Origin of the sequence: Francisella uliginis (genome assembly GCF_001895265.1) — a bacterium.
GTDB classification, from domain to species: Bacteria; Pseudomonadota; Gammaproteobacteria; order Francisellales; family Francisellaceae; genus Francisella; species Francisella uliginis.
This window is the reverse complement of record NZ_CP016796.1, coordinates 19,718-38,114: the sequence shown is the minus strand read 5'-3', so window position 1 is coordinate 38,114 and position 18,397 is coordinate 19,718. Positions and strand designations below refer to the sequence as shown.

Below are 18,397 nucleotides of genomic sequence, written 5' to 3'. Positions count from 1 at the left end.
TTCTACCTCTTAAACAAGGTTATTTCAGCATATACTCATAATTTATAAGAATCATGTAAATTTTAAAACTGTTTTTTCAAAATAAATTAAAATAATATTTATTAATCTAAATACATATTGTTAATTTCTGATAGAATAAATTAAATACAAAAACCTAAATTAATAGATAAGAAATATGGAAAAAGTAAACTTTACATCTCATAGTTCAAATATCGCAGCTTTGCTATATAAACCTGAAAACTTTAGCGAAAGTAGCAAATACCCTGCAATAGTATTATGTCATGGTTTTGCTGGTTTTAAAGAAGTACTACTTCCGGCATATGCTGAAGCTTTTGCAAAAGCTGGATATATAGTTCTTAACTTTGATTATAGAGGATTTGGTGAAAGTGAAGGTGAAAGAGGCAGATTAGTTCCAAAATTACAAATAGAAGATATCAACTCTGCTATCGACTATGTTGCTAACTTAAGTTTTGTTGACTCTAGTAAAATTGGACTATGGGGAACTTCATATGGCGGTGCAAATGCAATCACTGCAGCAGCTCAAAATGATTTGGTTAAATGCTTATCTGTACAGCTAACTTTTGCCAATGGTGAGCGCGTAATCACTGGTGATATGACAGCTGAGGAGAAAGAAAAATTCCTTGGTATGATTAATAAAATGTTAGCTAAGAAGGAAAAAACAGGTAAAGAGATGATGGTTCCTTTACACAAAGTTCTGACTGATGAGCAGTCAATGGGATTTTATGAAAGATATAGTAAAGAGTATGATGCTTTTGATATCAAGATTCCTTTTCTTACAGTTAATGAAACTATGTCTCACAAACCTGAGAACTATATATGTGACTTAAAGATACCTGTATTAATAGTTGCTTCTGATACAGATTCTGTAAATCCTGTAGAAGAGTCTCATATATTATTTGAAAAAGCTAATGATCCTAAGGAGCTTATGGTTTTAGAAGGTGTTAGTCACTATGAATGTTATGAAGGTGAACCATTGCAGCAAATACTTACTAAGCAAATCGCTTGGTTTGATAAATATATTAAATAATTTCTGTTTTCTTAGTTTTTATTGAGATTCTAAAATAAATTTAGAATAACTCATTATTTTTTCAAAAAACTCTTCAAATAATCTAAAAACCAATTATATCTAACAGGTAGGTCTTTATATTTTTTATATAAAACATATATGCTCTCATATGTTGGAGTTTCTAAATCTAGAATCCTTAATTTATTAAAATATTCTGTATTCTCTACTGTAAACCTAGGCAATATTGTAAAACCTAACCCTAGAGACACCGGTAATAAAATTTGGCTAAGCTGATTAACATAACCAGTCTCTCTAACGCCTTTTAGACTGCTATAAGGTTTATTGTTATTTTTAAATATTTTCTCAAGGTAATATAACCCATCTGGATGATTAATAAATCCTGTATTTATAATATCTTCTAAAGATCTCTTTTTTTGTCCTTTTGAAGTCACTACCACAAGCTCTTGAACACCTACTTCTAGTTCTGTGAAGAGTTCTGAGTCTTGTTTATTAGTGACTATACCAATTTCGATATCATTAGAACTAAGCATATCTATAACCCTTTTATTTGGTGCAGACTCTAAAGATATTTTGAGATCTTGATGCTTAGATTGATATTCAAGAAAAGGCTTATATATCTGTATTAAAATACTTCCAGAACAACCAAACTTACACTCTCCCTCATAAGGATAATCATGCCCTATCTCTGATACTAACTCTTGTTCTCTATCTCTTATATCTACAGCATATTTATAGAGTAGATGACCTGCTTGAGTTAACTCAAACTTTTTACCAGTGTTATTTATTATTGTTTTTCCGATGCTTTGCTCGAGCTTGTCTATATGTTGGCTAACTCCTGATTGAGTCATATTTAGAAGCTTAGCAGTCTTTGTATAGTGACCAACCTCAACTAAATTTAAAAAAGTATTGAGAAACTTACTGTTAATCATTTTTTATAATTAAAACTATTATTTTTAATAATTTTACATTATATAAATTAAAAAATATAATCATCACATAAATTAAAGACTCTAATTAAAAAAAGGAAGAAGCAATGCAAAACCCATACCCAAGAAATTTCTCACATATCGGAATATCTGTGCCTGATCTTGAAGCAGCTGTTAAATTTTATACTGAAGTTTTAGGTTGGTATACAATTATGAAACCTACTGAAATCGTTGAAGATGATAGTGCTATTGGAGAAATGTGTACTGATGTTTTTGGCGCAGGCTGGGGATCATTTAGAATAGCTCACCTATCTACCGGTGATCGTATTGGTGTTGAGCTATTTGAGTTTAAAAACCAAGAAAATCCAGAGAACAATTTTGAATACTGGAAAACGGGCATATTCCATTTCTGTGTCCAAGACCCTGATGTTGAAGGACTAGCTCAGAAAATAGTTGATGCTGGTGGTAAACGAAGAATGGCTAAACCTAGATTTTATTATCCTGGTGAAAAACCATATAGAATGATCTATATGGAAGATCCATTTGGAAATATTCTAGAAATCTATAGTCATAGCTATGAGTTACATTACTCTGCTGGCGCGTATAACTAGGGTATAGTTAACTACATATAAGAACCTCGTATTGGATTTATCTCCTTTATATTTCATATGCTAGAGCAGTCGATGTAATTGTTGTGATTGGTTGCTTACCGGGTTGAGTTACATTAGTACCATTTAGTTGAAATTGAAGTTGAAGACTCAAATTTTTATATAACTTAGCTGATAATATAGAATTACTTTGATAAATAAAAACATTAGGATTAATAGTGTTATTATTTTGGTAAGAATAGTTAACTATAAAATCCTCTTTAAAACTTGAGTTCTCTGTAAAATTCCATACATATTGTAATCCTGATTGTGCACCAACACCGTTAGAAAACTGACCTGTGCTAGCAAGTTTATTCTGTGTTAAACTTGGCCCTGCTGTTAGATTTAAGGACATATTATCATTTTTATATAAAACTCTTTTGTAGCCTCCTGATTCCATAAGAACATAACTAAATATATCTAACTCATCACGTAAGAAGTTCAAGTTACCATATACACCATTAACTTTATCAAAATCCCATGATGTCTTAGCACTTAATTGAGCCCTATTTACTCTAACTCCTGATTTATCAGAAACAGTATCATCATGACTATATAAATAGTTAAATAGTAAATTATTTTGCCACTGCTCAGTTGGGTTATAGTTAATATTTATGCCAACATTTATGTTTGTAGTAGCACTATTACCTGTGACAATACTTCCACCTAAGCCTATAGATGTACCTTTCCAAGGACTCTCTTCTTTTTTATCCTCTTTTTTACTATCTTTCAAAACTTTTTGTTCTGGTTTAGTTGATTTAGCTTTTGGCTTAGCCTCTGTTTTGGTCTCAGTAGAAGCAGTAGTATTATCTTGTTCTTTTGTGGTTGTATTATCAGGCTCTGATTGCTCTGCTAGCTTTTTATATTTTTCTGCTAGCTTCTTATATTCTAAATATTTCTCTTGGGCTTCTTGCTTAGTAATAGCATCTGCTGGAGTAGCAAAACACAGTCCTGCAAAAAGTATTATTATATACTTATGGACATTAGTATTTCGCATAAAATAGGCCTCTTCAAAACTTAGAATATATGCTATCAGACATAGTAGCTAACAAGGGTAACATATTTTATAAAAACGCCAAAAGAATTAGGATATAGCAACTTAAATAATCTAGCTATTAGTGATTAGTAATCTCAAATAGCTTATTAACTTTCTTTTAAGTGATAGGTTTGATTATTTTTATCACCTACTATGTTATTTATAACATTCAACTTCCTACCAACTAACCAAACACTTAGATCCCGTCCATCAGAAAATCTTGCTCCATCAGCTGATACAACTTGAGGTAGCGTATAATTTTTACCTTTATATGTAAATTTAACAAAGTTAAGGGATTTATCAGAAAGTGAATATATCTTTATAATTATATTCTGACTACCATTAGTAAAAATAAGTTTATTATCTAGTGTTACTTTAAGAGGGTTATCCTCTTGTTTAGTAATTGCCTCTAATGGCGCAAAAAAACATAAAAATGCAAAAAGCACTACAATGAATTTCTTAAAATTACTACCTTGCATTGGGTATCCATTCAAAGATAAAAATATCATTACTAGTAGAGTAACATATTTTATAGAAACACCAATACATTTGAGATCTAGCAGTTTAAATACTACCCCGTCTTGCTTTGCAATCCACCCCTTCAATATTTGAAGGGGAGTTTCTACACATTAGCGATTAGTAGTTTCAAAGACAAATGATAAGAAAATAGAACTATATAAAAGTAGTACGTTATTCCGTCAGGCTTGACCACGGAGTCTAGCAAATATCTTTTTGATAAGCTATTTGATCAAGTACTATTTTTAAACATAGTGGATATTTTAAGCTACGATAGCGTAGTGCTAGGCAGTTTTGCATACCGGTTCCTGAGCGAAGTCGAAGGGTGCCATAAAAAAATATGTTATTAAAACTTAAACAGTAACTTCTTCCTGTTTAAACATATTATATTTTACTCATATCTATGTTAATAGTAGCTGTTTGCGAACTTGTTAATAGCTAATTATAATTAGAGTATTAAAATTTTTCAGGTTTCAATGAAAAAAATGCCAACTCAAAAGAAAATAGATTATTTAGAACAAATATTAATAGAAGTTTCAAGTTTAATTGATATAACCGATGAATCAGGTCTTGAAAAGTTAAGATTAAAAGAGTTCATCGATTTCAGAAAGTCTTTAATACAAGAATCTGATAGAGGATGTGTTCTAATGGCAGCTGCTTTTATTGAAGATAAATTGGAAAAACTACTTGAGTCATACTTCATAGAAAATGAAAAAGTTTGCAAACAATTACTAAAAGCTAATGGTGCCTTAGCAACCTTCTCAAGTAAAATTGATTTAACATTTTTACTAGGCTTAATTCCAAAAAATATCTTTAATGACTTACATATATTAAGAAAAATACGAAATGAGTTTGCGCATACTGCTTCAGAAATTTCTTTTAAAAATCCATCGATAAAAGATAGAACGAAAGCCCTATCAACATTGAGTAGAAAATTATTAAGAGATGATACTAGAGCATATTTCATGCGTTCTATGACAACTATTTTAACTGCTATAAATATGAAAATGGAAAGTTTCGAGAGATGTTCTACTCCAAAAAGTTTTAATATAGATATATTTGATAAAGGTTTAAGTATTGTTGAAGATGAATTGTCAAAGCATCAATTTTTATCTGAGACAAATCATATTAAAACTCATGATTAAATTCTAAGCACTGCCCTCTTTGATCACTTACAACTTTACCTTTATGATACTTCACTACACCATTAATAATAGTTGTCTGAACCTTTGATTGGAAAGTAACATTGTTAAACGGAGTCCAACCACACTTATAATGACAACATTCATCTGTCACAGTATGCGGATCATTAAGATCTACAAGCACTAAGTCAGCATGATATCCTTCACGGATAAAACCACGATCTTTTACTTTATAAACTATAGCTGGAGCATGAGCTGTCTTTTGCACTACTTGCTCTAAAGTTAAGAAACCTTTGTGATAATGCTCTAGAACTGAGATAAGAGCCTGCTCAACAAGTGGTAAACCAGCTGGTGCTTTGAAGTAAGTACCTTGTTTTTCTTCCCAAGTATGTGGTGCGTGGTCTGTTGCGATCACATCAATAGTATCATTGGCTACACATTCTAGAAGCTTCAAACGGTCACTCTCTTCTTTAACTGCTGGATTACACTTAATACGCGCGCCTTTATCAGCATAATCTTTACGTGAGAAGAATAAATGATGAGCACAAACCTCTGCTGTGATACGCTTTTCTTCAAGAGGAATAGTATTATCAAAATGTACCATCTCTTCTGCTGTAGTTAGATGTAATACATGCAATCTTGAGTTATATTTTTTTGCTAAACCTACCGCAAGCTCAGACGATTTAAAACATGCCTCACGTGAGCGAATCTCTGGATGTAAATCCATTGGCACATCTTCACCATATTTCTCACGTGCTTTATTCTCAAGTTCTGTAATCATTGGCGTATCTTCACAGTGCGTCACGATAAGTAGTGGACTATCTTTGAAGAAACCTTCTAAAGTCTCAGGATTGTTAACTAGCATATTACCAGTTGAAGCGCCCATAAAGATTTTGATAGCACAAGCATCATTTGGCTTTAGGCGTTTTAACTCCTCGACATTATCATTTGTCGCACCTAGATAGAAAGCATAGTTTGCATGAGATCTAGCTGCAGCACGCTCTTTTTTCTCATCTAGACGCTCAACTACTGTAGTAGCTGGATTTACATTTGGCATCTCCATATATGATGTGATACCACCCATTACAGCAGCGCGAGATTCTGACTCAATATCACCTTTGTGCATCAAACCTGGCTCTCTAAAATGTACTTGATCATCTATCATTCCTGGTAATAGATGAAGACCTCTAGCATCGATAATTTTATCTGCTACTTTATCTATATTTGCAGCAATTTGAGCTATCTTGCCATTCTCAACCAAGACATCAGACTTAAATGTTTCTCCTTCATTTACGACTGTAGCATTTTTGATAAGTAAGCTTTGATTTTGCATTTTTTCCTCCTTTATTATCTACGAAAATTATAATAAACCGTACTCTAAATCACCAGGTTTAAAAATAATATTTATATAATTCATGTTAACATGTCTAGTTAATTAATAATCCTAAGTCATAAGCAAAATGAACAAAGTTCAAACTAACAATAATCAATATTGGTTAAATAGATGGCAAAACAATGATATCGAAAACTTCTCCCAAGAATCTCAAAATGAGTTTCTCGTTAAACATTTCTCTAAATTAAAAACAACTAGCTCATCAACTTGTTTGATGCCAATGTGTGGAAGTAGTATTGATATATTATTTTTCCTATCAAAAGGGATAAAAGTAGTAGGAGTTGAGCTATCGGAAAAAGCTGTTATCTCATTTTTTACAGAAAATCGCATCAAATATGAAGTTATCGAAGAAAATGGCTATAAATATTATAAAGGTGAAGATGTTATAATATATGTATCAGATATTTTCAATTTACCTGGAATAGTTAAAAGCATACCTACTTTTGATATTTGGTATGATAGAGGTGCCTATATTGCTTTACCTAAAGATCTAAGAACAAAATATGCAAAGATGATGCTAGAGGTTTGTTCTGACAAAACACAAATATTACTGCTAGTAATGGAACATGATAAGGATCCTGAGATTCAAACTCCTCCTTTTAGTGCCTCTGAATCTGAATTAATAGATAACTTCTCGCCTAATATTAAATTTAAACTAATTGATAGTGAACTAAGAGATAATATTCCAGATTATAGAAAAGCTGAGGGAATGACTTTTCAATATTATAAAACTTATATAAGAAAATAAGACTTATAGTATAGAAGCAAGCTACTATCCTACCAGGTCACTGAGCGGAGTCGAAGTGTGGCCATAGGATCCATATATTTAAGCTAAGATTTCAAATATATTTACAATCAAAGCCTGTGCTGAACTTGATTCAGGATCTCTTTACTTTAACTAGGAGATTCCGGATCAAGTCCGGAATGACAGGTTTTATTTTACATGAGTCATTCGGATTAACTATATGTAGTGACAGACCAGTGATCTGTCAGCTGTTTAGTATAGCTATAAAAAAATAGTACACTGTGCTATCACTACAATAAACTATAGATAATTAGCTTTTAATTTGAATTTCTACTTTTGAAACTTCTTATTTATACCTTGCATATACTTCTCTAATGCCTCTAAAGTACAACTATCATCTTTATTCATAATTGGTAATCGAACATATTTACCATCATATCTAAGTTTAACTGTATAATTATTACCATCTTTATATAATTCAAACTGTAAATTACTTGCATAACCTGGAGCTTCTGCCAAAGGTACATCTAAAGTTCCCATAATCTCAAGTAACGTTAAATCATGGCCTGAGTAATAAGTCATCTTATACTTTGATTTGCCTAATGCTGCTTTATCAAGATCACTAATTATTCTATTAGTAAGCTGACCACCCATAATATAAGAAACTTTTTGTGACTTGAACTGCTGAGCTAAACCCCAACTTGTTAGAGATATTATTTTATTCGCATCTTTTTGAGATAAGCCTTTTGGAAGTGGTTTGTCATGAGCCTTAGCAACAGTCAAAACATCACCTATTACTAAAACATCGTCTAAACCTGATATTTTATTACCTAATATTTTTTGCCATTTTGCAAAATCAGGAGCTACTTCTTTTGTTTTAGCCTGCCAAGCTGGTGAATTATAAACATACTTTTTCAGCACAGCTAAATATTTCGGGTAAGGAAACTCTATAAGTTTTGAATCGGATGATAAAGTCATTATAGGTATTAATTGGACTCTATCTTTAATAGCTGCTTTACCATTACCAAGAACTGGACCAGTACCAGGAGGATAAAGACCCATTAGCAAGCTTTGCGCACTCTCAACTGTTCTATTTGTATGAGTTGATAATACATAAATACTTTGGTTTTGATAGTTTTCTGGTAGAAGTTTAAACTGCTCAACATATCTCTTTCTTAGCTGTCTACCTAGGTTATACTCTTGGTTCATTCCTATCGGTGTAAGTTCTGATAATGAAGTATCCCATTTATAGTTAGCATTTTTGATATTTGCAAAAGGAGCTCTATCACCATGACGAGTTACCAGCGATACAAAAACTAGCTTACCTTGAGAGTATGCTACAGGAATTAATAACACGAATAATGTAATAGCTGTGACAATTTTTTTCATTGGTTTTTATTTATCATAGTTGGTTTGCATAATATTAGCATTTTTAAAATCCAAAGTCAGAAGCAACTTAGCTAAAAATCTAAAAGCATTGATAATAAAAGGTTTGACTAAATAATTTACATGAATACTTGCATAGTTTTAGCAACCTAAAACTCAAGCGATAAGAATTAATTTTAATACAAAAGCAGCTCTAAAACTACCCTAAAAACTAATTTATGCAAAACTTCAAAAAACACACTTTACATATAGTAATCGAATGCCTAGAATACTTTCAATTTGTCTATTAACTTTATAGAAGTAAATGATAAAAAAACTTTTCAGACACTTTTTTTCTTTAATTCTCACTCATCACAGTAAGGTTGTTTTATGATATTAGCTAATGATATGACTAATGCGATATTGGTTTTCCCAGATGGTACTTATTATCTAGGAAGATCAATAGGTGTTCGTGGTTGGACTGACGGCGAGATTTGTTTTAACACGTCAATGACAGGTTATCAAGAGACTCTAACAGATCCATCATACGCGGGACAGATTATTACGTTCACATTCCCACATATAGGTAATGTTGGCATAAATAATGAAGATAATGAATCACTAGGCGTATTTGCTAAAGGTCTAATCGTTAGAGAAAATCTAACTAGCCCATCAAACTTTAGATCAAAAAAGCATATTGATACATGGCTTAAAAATAGAAACATCGTCGGTATCTGTGGTGTCGACACGCGTGCAATCGTACGTAAGGTACGTAAAGAAGGTGCTGTAAGGGTTGCGATACTATCGGTAAAACCTGGTGAATTCCTTGATGCAAACTATGTCAGATCAAGAATTAAAAACAAATCAAACCTAAGTGGTAGAGATTTGGCAATAAGTGTCACAACAAATAGAGAATATGATTGGAATGAGCATACTTTTTCACTAGGTCAACAAGTATATAAGCATCAAGAAAGCTATAAGTATAATGTTGTAGTTATTGACTATGGTGTTAAATATAACATTCTAAGAAACCTTGTAGATGCTGGGTTTAAGGTTACAGTAGTTCCTGCTGATAGTACTTATGAAGATATTATGAAGCATAATCCTGATGGGGTATTCTTATCAAACGGTCCTGGAGATCCTTTTGCGACTTCTGACTATACTATGCCTGTTATCAAAAAACTCCTAGAAGACAAAATGCCAATATTTGGTATCTGCTTAGGTAACCAGCTATTAGCTCTAGCAGCAGGCCTAAAGACTAAAAAAATGCATAAAGGTCATCGTGGTGTCAACCAGCCTGTCTTAGATGCAAATACTAAAAAAGTGCTTATCACAAGCCAAAACCATGGTTTCGTAGTATGTGATGATGTAGTTCCAGATAATATTCAAATTCACATGAGTTCATTATTTGATGGTACTGTTGAAGGTATCAGATTTACAGATAGACCAGCTTTTGCGGTGCAGTATCACCCAGAGAGCTCACCAGGTCCTCATGACTGTAAGTATTTATTCAATGAATTTGCCGAAATGATAGCAGAAAGTAAGAAAGGGAATTAGTAAGATGCCAAAGAGAACAGATATAAAAAGTATTTTGGTTTTAGGTGCTGGACCTATAGTTATTGGCCAGGCTTGTGAATTTGACTATTCAGGAACTCAAGCATGTAAGGTTTTAAAAGAAGATGGCTATACAGTATTTCTAGTCAATTCAAACCCTGCAACAATCATGACAGACCCAACAACCGCAGATAAGATCTTTATCGAACCAATCTCAGTTGAAAGTGTTGGTAAAATTATAGCTAGAGAAAAGCCTGATGCTATCTTACCTACAGTTGGCGGACAAACTGCTCTTAACTGTGCTTTAGAGTTAGATAAAGCTGGTGTATTAGAAAAGTATAATGTCGAAATGCTTGGTGCTAAAGCCGATTCTATTGATAAAGCAGAAAATAGAGAAAGATTTAACAGAGCAATGGCAAAAATTGGTCTAGAAGTACCAAAAAATGTCGTTGTACAATCAATGGAGCAAGCTTATAAAGCTCTAGAAGATATCGGCTTACCTGCAATTATTAGACCCTCATTTACTCTTGGTGGTAGCGGCGGTGGTATCGCTAATACTAAACAAGAGTTTGAAGCTATCGTTAAAAATGGTTTGAGCCTATCACCAACTAATGAAGTACTAATAGATGAGTCTATCCTTGGTTGGAAAGAATACGAAATGGAAGTAATCCGTGATAAAGCTGATAACTCTGTCATCGTATGTTCAATAGAGAATATTGACCCTATGGGAATCCATACTGGTGACAGTATCACAGTAGCGCCAGCTTTGACTCTAACAGATAAAGAATACCAAATAATGCGTGATGCTTCGATTGCTGTACTTAGAGAGATCGGAGTTGAGACTGGTGGTTCAAATGTACAGTTCGCGGTAAACCCTAAAGATGGTAAATTAGTAGTTATTGAGATGAATCCTAGAGTATCTAGATCATCAGCTTTAGCATCAAAAGCTACTGGTTACCCTATCGCAAAAGTAGCTGCTAGACTAGCAGTTGGCTATACTCTTGATGAGATTGATAATGATATCACAAAGGTTACACCTGCTTCATTTGAGCCAACTATTGACTATATAGTTACAAAGATCCCACGCTTTACATTTGAGAAATTCCCAACAACTAAAGCAAACCTATCTTCACAAATGAAATCAGTTGGTGAAGCTATGGCAATAGGTAGATCATTCTCTGAAAGTTTACAAAAAGCTTTAGTATCTCTTGAGACAGGTTTAACAGGTTTAGATCAAGTTGAAATCCCAGGGTATGATGAAGAAAAATCTTTCTATCAAAACAAAGCTGTAATCCTAGAGTCACTAAAAGAGCTATCTCCTATGCGCATCTTGAGAGTTGCTCAGGCTCTTAGATATGGTATCAGTGAAAAAGATATCCATGATGCTTGTAAGATAGACCCATGGTTTATCGAGCAAATTGCAAATATTGTTGCTGCAGAAGAAACTCTTAAAAAATCTGGTTTACCAAATAGTAAAGAAGAATTCTCATACTATAAAAATATTGGTTTCTCAGATGCTAAAATTGCTGAGATTGTTGGCAGAACCGAGAGATATATTAGAAACTTTAGATTTGGCAAAGAGATCTATCCTACTTTTAAACGTGTAGATACTTGTGCTGCTGAGTTTGAATCAAAATCTTCTTATTTATACTCAACTTATGAACACTACTGCTACGAAGAGATTGTCCGTGACTGTGAATCTGAAATCTCAGATAACAAAAAAGTCATAATCTTAGGTGGTGGGCCAAACCGTATTGGTCAAGGTATTGAGTTTGACTATGCTTGTGTTCATGCAGCAAAATCGCTTAAAGAAGAAGGTATCGAAACAATCATGATCAACTGTAATCCAGAGACAGTTTCTACAGATTATGATACTTCTGATAAGTTATACTTTGAGCCTCTATGTGCTGAGAATGTTTTAAACATTATCAAAAATGAGATGCGTAAAGGTGAAGTACTTGGGGTGATCGTACAATTCGGTGGTCAAACTCCTCTAAAATTAGTATCTGCTCTTCATGAAAATAATATCCCAATACTAGGTACAGACCCTGATAAGATCGACCTAGCAGAGGATAGAGAAAGATTCAAAGAGCTACTAGATAATGTTGAGCTAAAACAACCTCTAAACACTATCGCATACACTATCAATGAGCTAAAGAAAAATATTAGCAAAGTCGGCTACCCTGTAGTTGTCAGACCATCTAATGTACTAGGTGGTAGAGCTATGGAAATTATCCACTCTCAAGAGGAGCTAAACTCTTATATTGAAACAAATGCTAAATGTATTCTTGAAGGACCAATCCTAATTGATAAGTTCCTTGAAAATGCTATTGAGCTAGATGTTGATGCTCTTGCTGATGGTGGTGATCGTGTATTTGTCGCAGGTATTATGGAGCATATTGAAGAGGCAGGTATTCACTCAGGAGATTCTGCTTGCTCTATACCTACTAGATCGCTTAGCAATGAGCAAATTGAAGAGGTCAAACAAGCAACTATCAAACTAGCTAGAGAACTAGATGTAATCGGTCTAATGAATGTTCAGTTTGCTTACCAAAATGGTGAACTTTTTGTGATTGAGGTAAATCCTAGAGCCTCAAGAACTGTACCATTTGTTGCAAAAGCTACAGGTAATAGTATTGCAAATATCGCAACTAAACTTATGATTGGTAAAAAGCTTTCTGACTTTATATTAAATAACCCAATACCAAGACATTTTTCTGTAAAAGAAGCTGTGTTCCCATTTGGTAGATTTGAAGATGTAGATTGTTACTTAGGCCCTGAAATGAAATCTACTGGTGAAGCAATGGGTATAGATAGAACTTTTGGGGTGGCTTTCTACAAAGCCCAAGAAATGGCCTTTAATAAGCTTCCTCTAAAAGGAAATATATTAATATCTGTAAGTGATGCTGATAAGCCTAAGATAGTTCAACCTGTTAAGGATCTTATTGAGCTGGGCTTTAATATCTTTGCTACAAAAGGTACAGAATGCTTCCTTAAAGAGAATGGAATTGAATGTAAATTCTTTGATAAAGCCTCTGATAATATAGGAAATGATCAAGTACATAGTACTGTCAATGCTATTGAAGATGGTGAGATTGATCTACTTGTTAATACTTCTATTAGACAAGAATTAAAGATCAGTTTGGCACTAAGAAGATCAGCTATTATGAGTAGAGTTCCCTATGTAACAACAGCTGGTGCTTTTGAAGCTTTTGCAGCTGCAGCAAAAGATATGAAAGCTCTTGATAATTCTTTTAATGTTAAAACTGTAAAAGAGTGGATTAATAGTTAGTTATACACATAGTATAGTTGTCATACCCGTGCAGGCGGGTATCTGTCTAATATTTCTGAGATTCCCTCCTACGAGGGAATGACGATTTTCAATGGAGATTACAAATGCTATCGTTTCAAAAGCTTCTACGCGGCGATCAAATAAATAAAACTGATCTGTCAAATCTTTTTCACCAGGCTGATATCTATAAAGATAAATTAGCTAAATCAAAACCTATAAAAGACCTAGAAAATAAGGTTTTAGCATCTTTATTTTTTGAGCCAAGCACTAGAACTAGATTTTCATTTGAATCAGCTATGAATAGACTTGGAGGAAAAGTTATATCGTTAGAAAATGGCTCTTCAAGCTCTACACAAAAAGGTGAAACCCTTGATGATACTGGTAGAATGATGGATCAATACGCAGACATTATAGTTATGCGCCACCCTAAGCCTCATAGTGTTGAAGAGTTTTCTAAATATGTAAAATCTCCTGTTATAAATGCTGGTGATGGTGATAATGAACACCCTACTCAATCTCTAGTTGATTTATATACTATTTATTCTGAAAAAGGCTCTCTTGAGAATTTAAAAGTAGGATTCTTAGGTGATCTAAAGTATGGTCGTACAGTTCACTCCCTAACAAATATTCTAGCTAAATATAACGCTTCGTTTAAATTCATATCTTCAAAAGAGCTACAAATTCCCGAAAAGCTTAGAGACTTTGTTAAGCAAAATGATAACTCTTTTACTGAACTAGAAGAAGTAAGTGCTGAAGCTCTGAAAGATTTAGATGTGCTTTATGTAACTAGAGTACAAAGAGAAAGATTTCCTAATGAAGAAAGTTATCTAAAAAACAAAGACCTTTGTTATCTTGATAGAAAGCATATCTCAGCTGAAAGTAATTTTATAATTCTTCACCCTCTTCCAAGGGTCGATGAGATGGATAGATCAATAGATGAGCTTAGCTGTGCTAAATATTTTGAGCAAGTTAGATATAGTATACCTATTAGAATGTCTTTACTTTATTCACTATTAAAATCTCAAAAATAATTTATCCTTTTTTCATTTGTTTTTTGACAAAAATACAATTTTACATTAAAGTCTATTAATTATTTTTTTAAAGTTATATAACTTTATATAACTTTTATCCTAAATTTAGTATGAAAAAAAACGAAGACTTAATGTGGTCACTTAGCTTATTTGGTACAGCTATTGGCGCCGGTGTTTTATTTTTACCCATACAAACAGGAATTTCTGGAATAGTCCCTGTTTGTATTGTTCTGTTATTTATATTTCCTATGGTTTTTTTATCTCATAGAGCTCTATGTAGATTTGTAATATCAAACCCAAATACAAACTCTGATATCACAGTCGTAGCTGATGATTACTTTGGTAAGATTGGAGGTATCTTTTTCAATATTCTATACCTATTTGCAATACTGCCTATATTACTTGTTTATAGTGTCGGTATTACAAATACGCTTGCATATTTTTGCTCGCACCAGCTACATTGTGAAGTCCCAAACAGGCTTCTCTTAAGTTTTTTAACTATTGCTGCTCTTGTTTTCATTATTAATTTTGGTCAAAGACTTATTATTAGAGTTATGAGCTTCTTAGTTTTTCCATTTATTATTGCTTTAATAGCTATATCTCTATGGATGATTCCTTATTGGAATTTTTCTATAATATACACTAGCTTTGAGCACAATCATTCTTTTTCAGGAGTTTTATTAGCTATTTGGATAATTATGCCTGTGCTTATTTTTTCCTTTAATCACTCGCCAATTATTTCTTCATTAGCTGTTTATACAAAAAATAAATATAAACAAAATGCTGATGATAAAGCCTCTAAAATTATTGCTTTTAGTAATATTTTAATGATTGTTACAGTAGTAATTTTTGTTTTTAGCTCAATGCTAACCCTAAGACCTGATGATCTAGCATTAGCAAAGCAAGAAAACGTTTCTATTCTTTCATTCTTGGCTGATAATTTTAATAGTAAGTCTCTAGAGTATATAGCTCCTTTGGTAGCTTTAGTTGCAATGAGTAAATCATTTTTTGGACACTATTTAGGCTCAAAAGAAGGTATAGATGGTATCGTTTGTAAAATAACAAAAAATAAAATTAAAGAAGAGAATATAAAGCCAATAACTCTTACAGTTGTATTTTTATTATGCTGGCTTGTAGCATACTTAAACCCCAATATCTTAGATATGATCTCAAGTATTGGTGGTCTTGTACTAGCTGTTATATTATTTATTATGCCTATATATAGCATTTATAAAATCAAATATTTAAAACCTTATAAAAACCTAATTGCTGATATATTTATCCTATCAGTGGGAGTTATCGCACTTTCCTCAGCTATCTACGTTTTATTCTAATTAATCATATAAATTTGACATTTAGCTAAATAAGAGATAAATTGTATCCACCCTAATGGGGGCGAATATGGTTTCGACATGAATGTCAAAATCTAAGGTGCATGCCGAGGAAGTACCGTAACCTCGTTAATAACAGTACAAATGCCGATAATAACTGGCAATAAAAAAGCAAACCGCGTAGCGGCTAACGACAGCAACTTTGCTGCTGTTGCTAAAGCTGCCTAGTCTAGCTTAAGAACCTAGATGCGCACGGATATGATAGTCTTTCTTATGACACTATCTTTACATCCGTTCATATTCCGCATAAGACGGTCTTTGCTTTTTGTCTGGAAGTTAAGGCTGTATTTAACAGACTCGCTAACTATTACCCTGGCTAATTGGGGAATAGCCAAGCTAAACTCAAATAGATTAGCCTAAGCATGTAGAGCCAAGGACGGAGAGTTTGTGGACGCGGGTTCAAATCCCGCCGCCTCCACCAAACTGGTGTTCCATACAATACCATACAGTAACACAAACCTAATAAAATCAACAAACACAATCAATTACACTGTCCCATACAGTGCCATCCAAACCATTTAATCCTTGTTTTGAGTGTACATTGTGGTGTACATTTATAGACACAATCACTTCTCAATGTACAACGATGGCTAAATTAAGTAAGCAATTTATAGAGAAATCGAAAGAAGTCAAAGAGCTTAAAGATAAAGAAAAGAGATATAGTGATGATAACTGTACCAATCTTTGGTTTATAGCTCGATCTAGCGGTGTACATTCATGGTTATATAGATTTAAACTAAATAAAAAAGCCGATAGTTTTACCATTGGTAAATACCAAGATATATCTTTAGCAGAAGCTAGAGAGCTGGCTAGAAACTATAATAAGATATTAGCCTTAGGTAAGAATCCTAAAATAGAAAGAGAAAACTCTAAACTAAAAGATAAAGATTACTTTCAGAACATGGCTATAGAATACCTTGAAAGTAGACACCCTGACAAACCAAATGGTTATAAGTCTTATGACACTTATAAAAGGAATAATAGAATCTTAGAAAATACTCTACTACCAGCTTTTAAAAACTATCGCTTATCAGACATCAAAAGAACTCATGTAACTAATTTATTAAAAGAATATACTCCTCACAATGGAAAAAATATCAAAACTCTAATATCTCAAATATTTGAACATGCTATAGATGAGGGACTAACTGAGAATAATCCTGCGCTAAAAGCTAAAACTAAGCCAATAATAACTCAAGGATTTAAATTTGTAGACCCTATAGATGACACTAAGACATTTAGTCAGCTAATGAATGATATAAGCAATTTTAATCATGGTGATATATCAACTATTAGAGCATTGCAATTAGCCCCTTATGTAGCTTTAAGACCATCAAATATAGTTGGTTTGAAGTGGTCCTACTTAGATGAAAATAATAAGTGTATAGTTATACCTGGTGAAGAAATGAAGATGAAAGGTAGAGCTGATTTTAGGCAACCATTAAGTAAGCAAGCTTATGACATTATTCAAAGTATGAAGATACATACAGCCAATAGAGAGTTTATATTTCATTCTACTAGATCAAAGCATAAACATGTAACTATTGAGGCCTTGAGTAAAGCCCTTAGAGAGAATTTAAAGTTTAATGGCATAGATAAGCCTAAACAACATACTCATGGATTTAGAAAGACAGCTAGAACTTATATAAGTAATATAAGAAGTAAGCATAATTGGTGTGATGATGCTGTACGTATGATACTTAGCCATTTAAAAGGCGATAAGATAGATAATATATATGATAAAAATGACTTCTTAACCGAAAGAGCTGAGATGCTACAGCTATGGGCTGACTATATAGATCATATTAAAGAAAATGCTAATGTAATAAGAATGCAAGATATAAGTTAATTGCTGCAGCAACTAAATAACTGCGTTTGATTTCCCTTTATTATAGTATGCCAAAACTCCTTTTTTATAACGTAAAGAAACCTATTGATTAACTGTTTCTTTTTTAATTTCTAAAGTCTCGTTAGCCTTTATATAATAAACATTACAGCTATGTTACCACTGTTTCCTTTTTATTTTAAAATATTCAACTTGCCTTTAGTAAAACCTCAGTATTATTTCCTTTTTTATAGCGTTCCAAAACCTAGTCAAAACCTCGGTACTCAATATTATATTTTACCCTACTGGAAACATGGGGTAATCATCGCCCTAATATCACCGTTACCCTAGCCAAAACCTAACCATTATCCTTAGGGAAACCTTAGGGTAGTAATTCTTTTACCCTTTGGAAAACCTTACTATAACAATCGTTAAAATATCGCTATTACCCTTATCTAAACCTTACCATAGATTATTGTCGTTATA

At 32.8% G+C, this 18,397-nt stretch carries 14 protein-coding genes and 1 other RNA gene; 10 read left to right on the top strand and 5 right to left on the bottom strand.

The window, feature by feature from the left end; translation table 11 throughout:
* Window positions 1-175 precede the first annotated feature (175 nt).
* Window positions 176-1,048: a UilS family quorum-quenching N-acyl-homoserine lactonase gene (uilS, locus tag F7310_RS00195; RefSeq protein ID WP_072711069.1), complete on the top strand. Its 873-nt coding sequence runs from the start codon at window positions 176-178 to the stop codon at window positions 1,046-1,048.
* A 53-nt stretch (window positions 1,049-1,101) separates the two neighbouring features.
* Here uilS and F7310_RS00190 read toward each other — a convergent pair whose 3' ends face one another.
* Complete coding sequence (locus tag F7310_RS00190; RefSeq protein WP_072711068.1) at window positions 1,102-1,977, bottom strand: LysR family transcriptional regulator; 876 nt, start codon at window positions 1,975-1,977, stop codon at window positions 1,102-1,104.
* A gap of 104 nt (window positions 1,978-2,081) precedes the next feature.
* Between F7310_RS00190 and F7310_RS00185 the strand changes: the two genes are divergently transcribed.
* The gene (locus F7310_RS00185; protein WP_072711067.1) at window positions 2,082-2,585 is read left to right on the top strand and encodes a lactoylglutathione lyase family protein; all 504 of its coding nucleotides are present in this window, start codon (window positions 2,082-2,084) and stop codon (window positions 2,583-2,585) included.
* A 46-nt stretch (window positions 2,586-2,631) separates the two neighbouring features.
* Here the strand turns inward: F7310_RS00185 and F7310_RS00180 are convergent, their stop codons facing one another.
* Window positions 2,632-3,618 carry a DUF481 domain-containing protein gene (locus F7310_RS00180; RefSeq protein ID WP_072711066.1) on the bottom strand — a complete coding sequence of 329 codons (987 nt, stop codon included), beginning with the start codon at window positions 3,616-3,618 and terminating at the stop codon, window positions 2,632-2,634.
* Window positions 3,619-3,764: 146 nt separating this feature from the next.
* The gene (locus F7310_RS00175; protein ID WP_072711065.1) at window positions 3,765-4,136 is read right to left on the bottom strand and encodes an MliC family protein; all 372 of its coding nucleotides are present in this window, start codon (window positions 4,134-4,136) and stop codon (window positions 3,765-3,767) included.
* 513 nt (window positions 4,137-4,649) lie between these two features.
* On the opposite strand from F7310_RS00175, the gene F7310_RS00170 reads away from it, so the two are divergent.
* A complete protein-coding gene (locus F7310_RS00170) occupies window positions 4,650-5,318 on the top strand; it encodes an MltR family transcriptional regulator (RefSeq protein ID WP_072711064.1) in 669 nt (222 codons plus the stop codon).
* On the opposite strand, the gene F7310_RS00165 is transcribed toward F7310_RS00170, so the two are convergent.
* Entirely contained in the window at window positions 5,302-6,648 is a 1,347-nt protein-coding gene (locus tag F7310_RS00165; RefSeq protein ID WP_072711063.1) for a dihydroorotase, read from the bottom strand. The genes F7310_RS00170 and F7310_RS00165 overlap by 17 nt on opposite strands.
* 127 nt (window positions 6,649-6,775) lie before the next feature.
* On the opposite strand from F7310_RS00165, the gene F7310_RS00160 reads away from it, so the two are divergent.
* Window positions 6,776-7,456, top strand: a complete 681-nt coding sequence (locus F7310_RS00160; RefSeq protein WP_072711062.1) for a class I SAM-dependent methyltransferase — start codon at window positions 6,776-6,778, stop codon at window positions 7,454-7,456.
* 327 nt (window positions 7,457-7,783) lie between these two features.
* On the opposite strand, the gene F7310_RS00155 is transcribed toward F7310_RS00160, so the two are convergent.
* Window positions 7,784-8,842, bottom strand: a complete 1,059-nt coding sequence (locus tag F7310_RS00155) for a histidine phosphatase family protein (protein ID WP_072711061.1) — start codon at window positions 8,840-8,842, stop codon at window positions 7,784-7,786.
* 366 nt (window positions 8,843-9,208) lie between these two features.
* Between F7310_RS00155 and carA the strand changes: the two genes are divergently transcribed.
* The 6 genes from carA to F7310_RS00125 all read left to right on the top strand — a co-directional run bounded on the left by carA (window position 9,209) and on the right by F7310_RS00125 (window position 17,935).
* A complete protein-coding gene (gene carA, locus F7310_RS00150) occupies window positions 9,209-10,375 on the top strand; it encodes a glutamine-hydrolyzing carbamoyl-phosphate synthase small subunit (RefSeq protein WP_072711060.1) in 1,167 nt (388 codons plus the stop codon).
* 4 nt (window positions 10,376-10,379) lie between these two features.
* Complete coding sequence (gene carB, locus F7310_RS00145) at window positions 10,380-13,664, top strand: carbamoyl-phosphate synthase large subunit (protein WP_072711059.1); 3,285 nt, start codon at window positions 10,380-10,382, stop codon at window positions 13,662-13,664.
* Window positions 13,665-13,768: 104 nt separating this feature from the next.
* Entirely contained in the window at window positions 13,769-14,695 is a 927-nt protein-coding gene (gene pyrB / locus F7310_RS00140; RefSeq protein ID WP_072711058.1) for an aspartate carbamoyltransferase, read from the top strand.
* Window positions 14,696-14,805: 110 nt separating this feature from the next.
* Entirely contained in the window at window positions 14,806-16,029 is a 1,224-nt protein-coding gene (locus F7310_RS00135) for an aromatic amino acid transport family protein (protein WP_072711057.1), read from the top strand.
* Between the two features lie 57 nt (window positions 16,030-16,086).
* Window positions 16,087-16,507: a transfer-messenger RNA gene (gene ssrA / locus F7310_RS00130) on the top strand.
* 165 nt (window positions 16,508-16,672) lie between these two features.
* The gene (locus F7310_RS00125) at window positions 16,673-17,935 is read left to right on the top strand and encodes a tyrosine-type recombinase/integrase (RefSeq protein WP_072711056.1); all 1,263 of its coding nucleotides are present in this window, start codon (window positions 16,673-16,675) and stop codon (window positions 17,933-17,935) included.
* The last annotated feature ends 462 nt before the right edge of the window (window positions 17,936-18,397 follow it).

What these genes read in the sequence shown, in the direction of transcription:
- uilS (WP_072711069.1), top strand. Translation starts at nt 176, where the DNA reads ATGGAAAAAGTAAACTTTACATCTCATAGTTCAAATATCGCAGCTTTG.
- F7310_RS00190 (WP_072711068.1), bottom strand. Translation starts at nt 1,977, where the DNA reads ATGATTAACAGTAAGTTTCTCAATACTTTTTTAAATTTAGTTGAGGTT.
- F7310_RS00185 (WP_072711067.1), top strand. Translation starts at nt 2,082, where the DNA reads ATGCAAAACCCATACCCAAGAAATTTCTCACATATCGGAATATCTGTG.
- F7310_RS00180 (WP_072711066.1), bottom strand. Translation starts at nt 3,618, where the DNA reads ATGCGAAATACTAATGTCCATAAGTATATAATAATACTTTTTGCAGGA.
- F7310_RS00175 (WP_072711065.1), bottom strand. Translation starts at nt 4,136, where the DNA reads ATGCAAGGTAGTAATTTTAAGAAATTCATTGTAGTGCTTTTTGCATTT.
- F7310_RS00170 (WP_072711064.1), top strand. Translation starts at nt 4,650, where the DNA reads ATGAAAAAAATGCCAACTCAAAAGAAAATAGATTATTTAGAACAAATA.
- F7310_RS00165 (WP_072711063.1), bottom strand. Translation starts at nt 6,648, where the DNA reads ATGCAAAATCAAAGCTTACTTATCAAAAATGCTACAGTCGTAAATGAA.
- F7310_RS00160 (WP_072711062.1), top strand. Translation starts at nt 6,776, where the DNA reads ATGAACAAAGTTCAAACTAACAATAATCAATATTGGTTAAATAGATGG.
- F7310_RS00155 (WP_072711061.1), bottom strand. Translation starts at nt 8,842, where the DNA reads ATGAAAAAAATTGTCACAGCTATTACATTATTCGTGTTATTAATTCCT.
- carA (WP_072711060.1), top strand. Translation starts at nt 9,209, where the DNA reads ATGATATTAGCTAATGATATGACTAATGCGATATTGGTTTTCCCAGAT.
- carB (WP_072711059.1), top strand. Translation starts at nt 10,380, where the DNA reads ATGCCAAAGAGAACAGATATAAAAAGTATTTTGGTTTTAGGTGCTGGA.
- pyrB (WP_072711058.1), top strand. Translation starts at nt 13,769, where the DNA reads ATGCTATCGTTTCAAAAGCTTCTACGCGGCGATCAAATAAATAAAACT.
- F7310_RS00135 (WP_072711057.1), top strand. Translation starts at nt 14,806, where the DNA reads ATGAAAAAAAACGAAGACTTAATGTGGTCACTTAGCTTATTTGGTACA.
- F7310_RS00125 (WP_072711056.1), top strand. Translation starts at nt 16,673, where the DNA reads ATGGCTAAATTAAGTAAGCAATTTATAGAGAAATCGAAAGAAGTCAAA.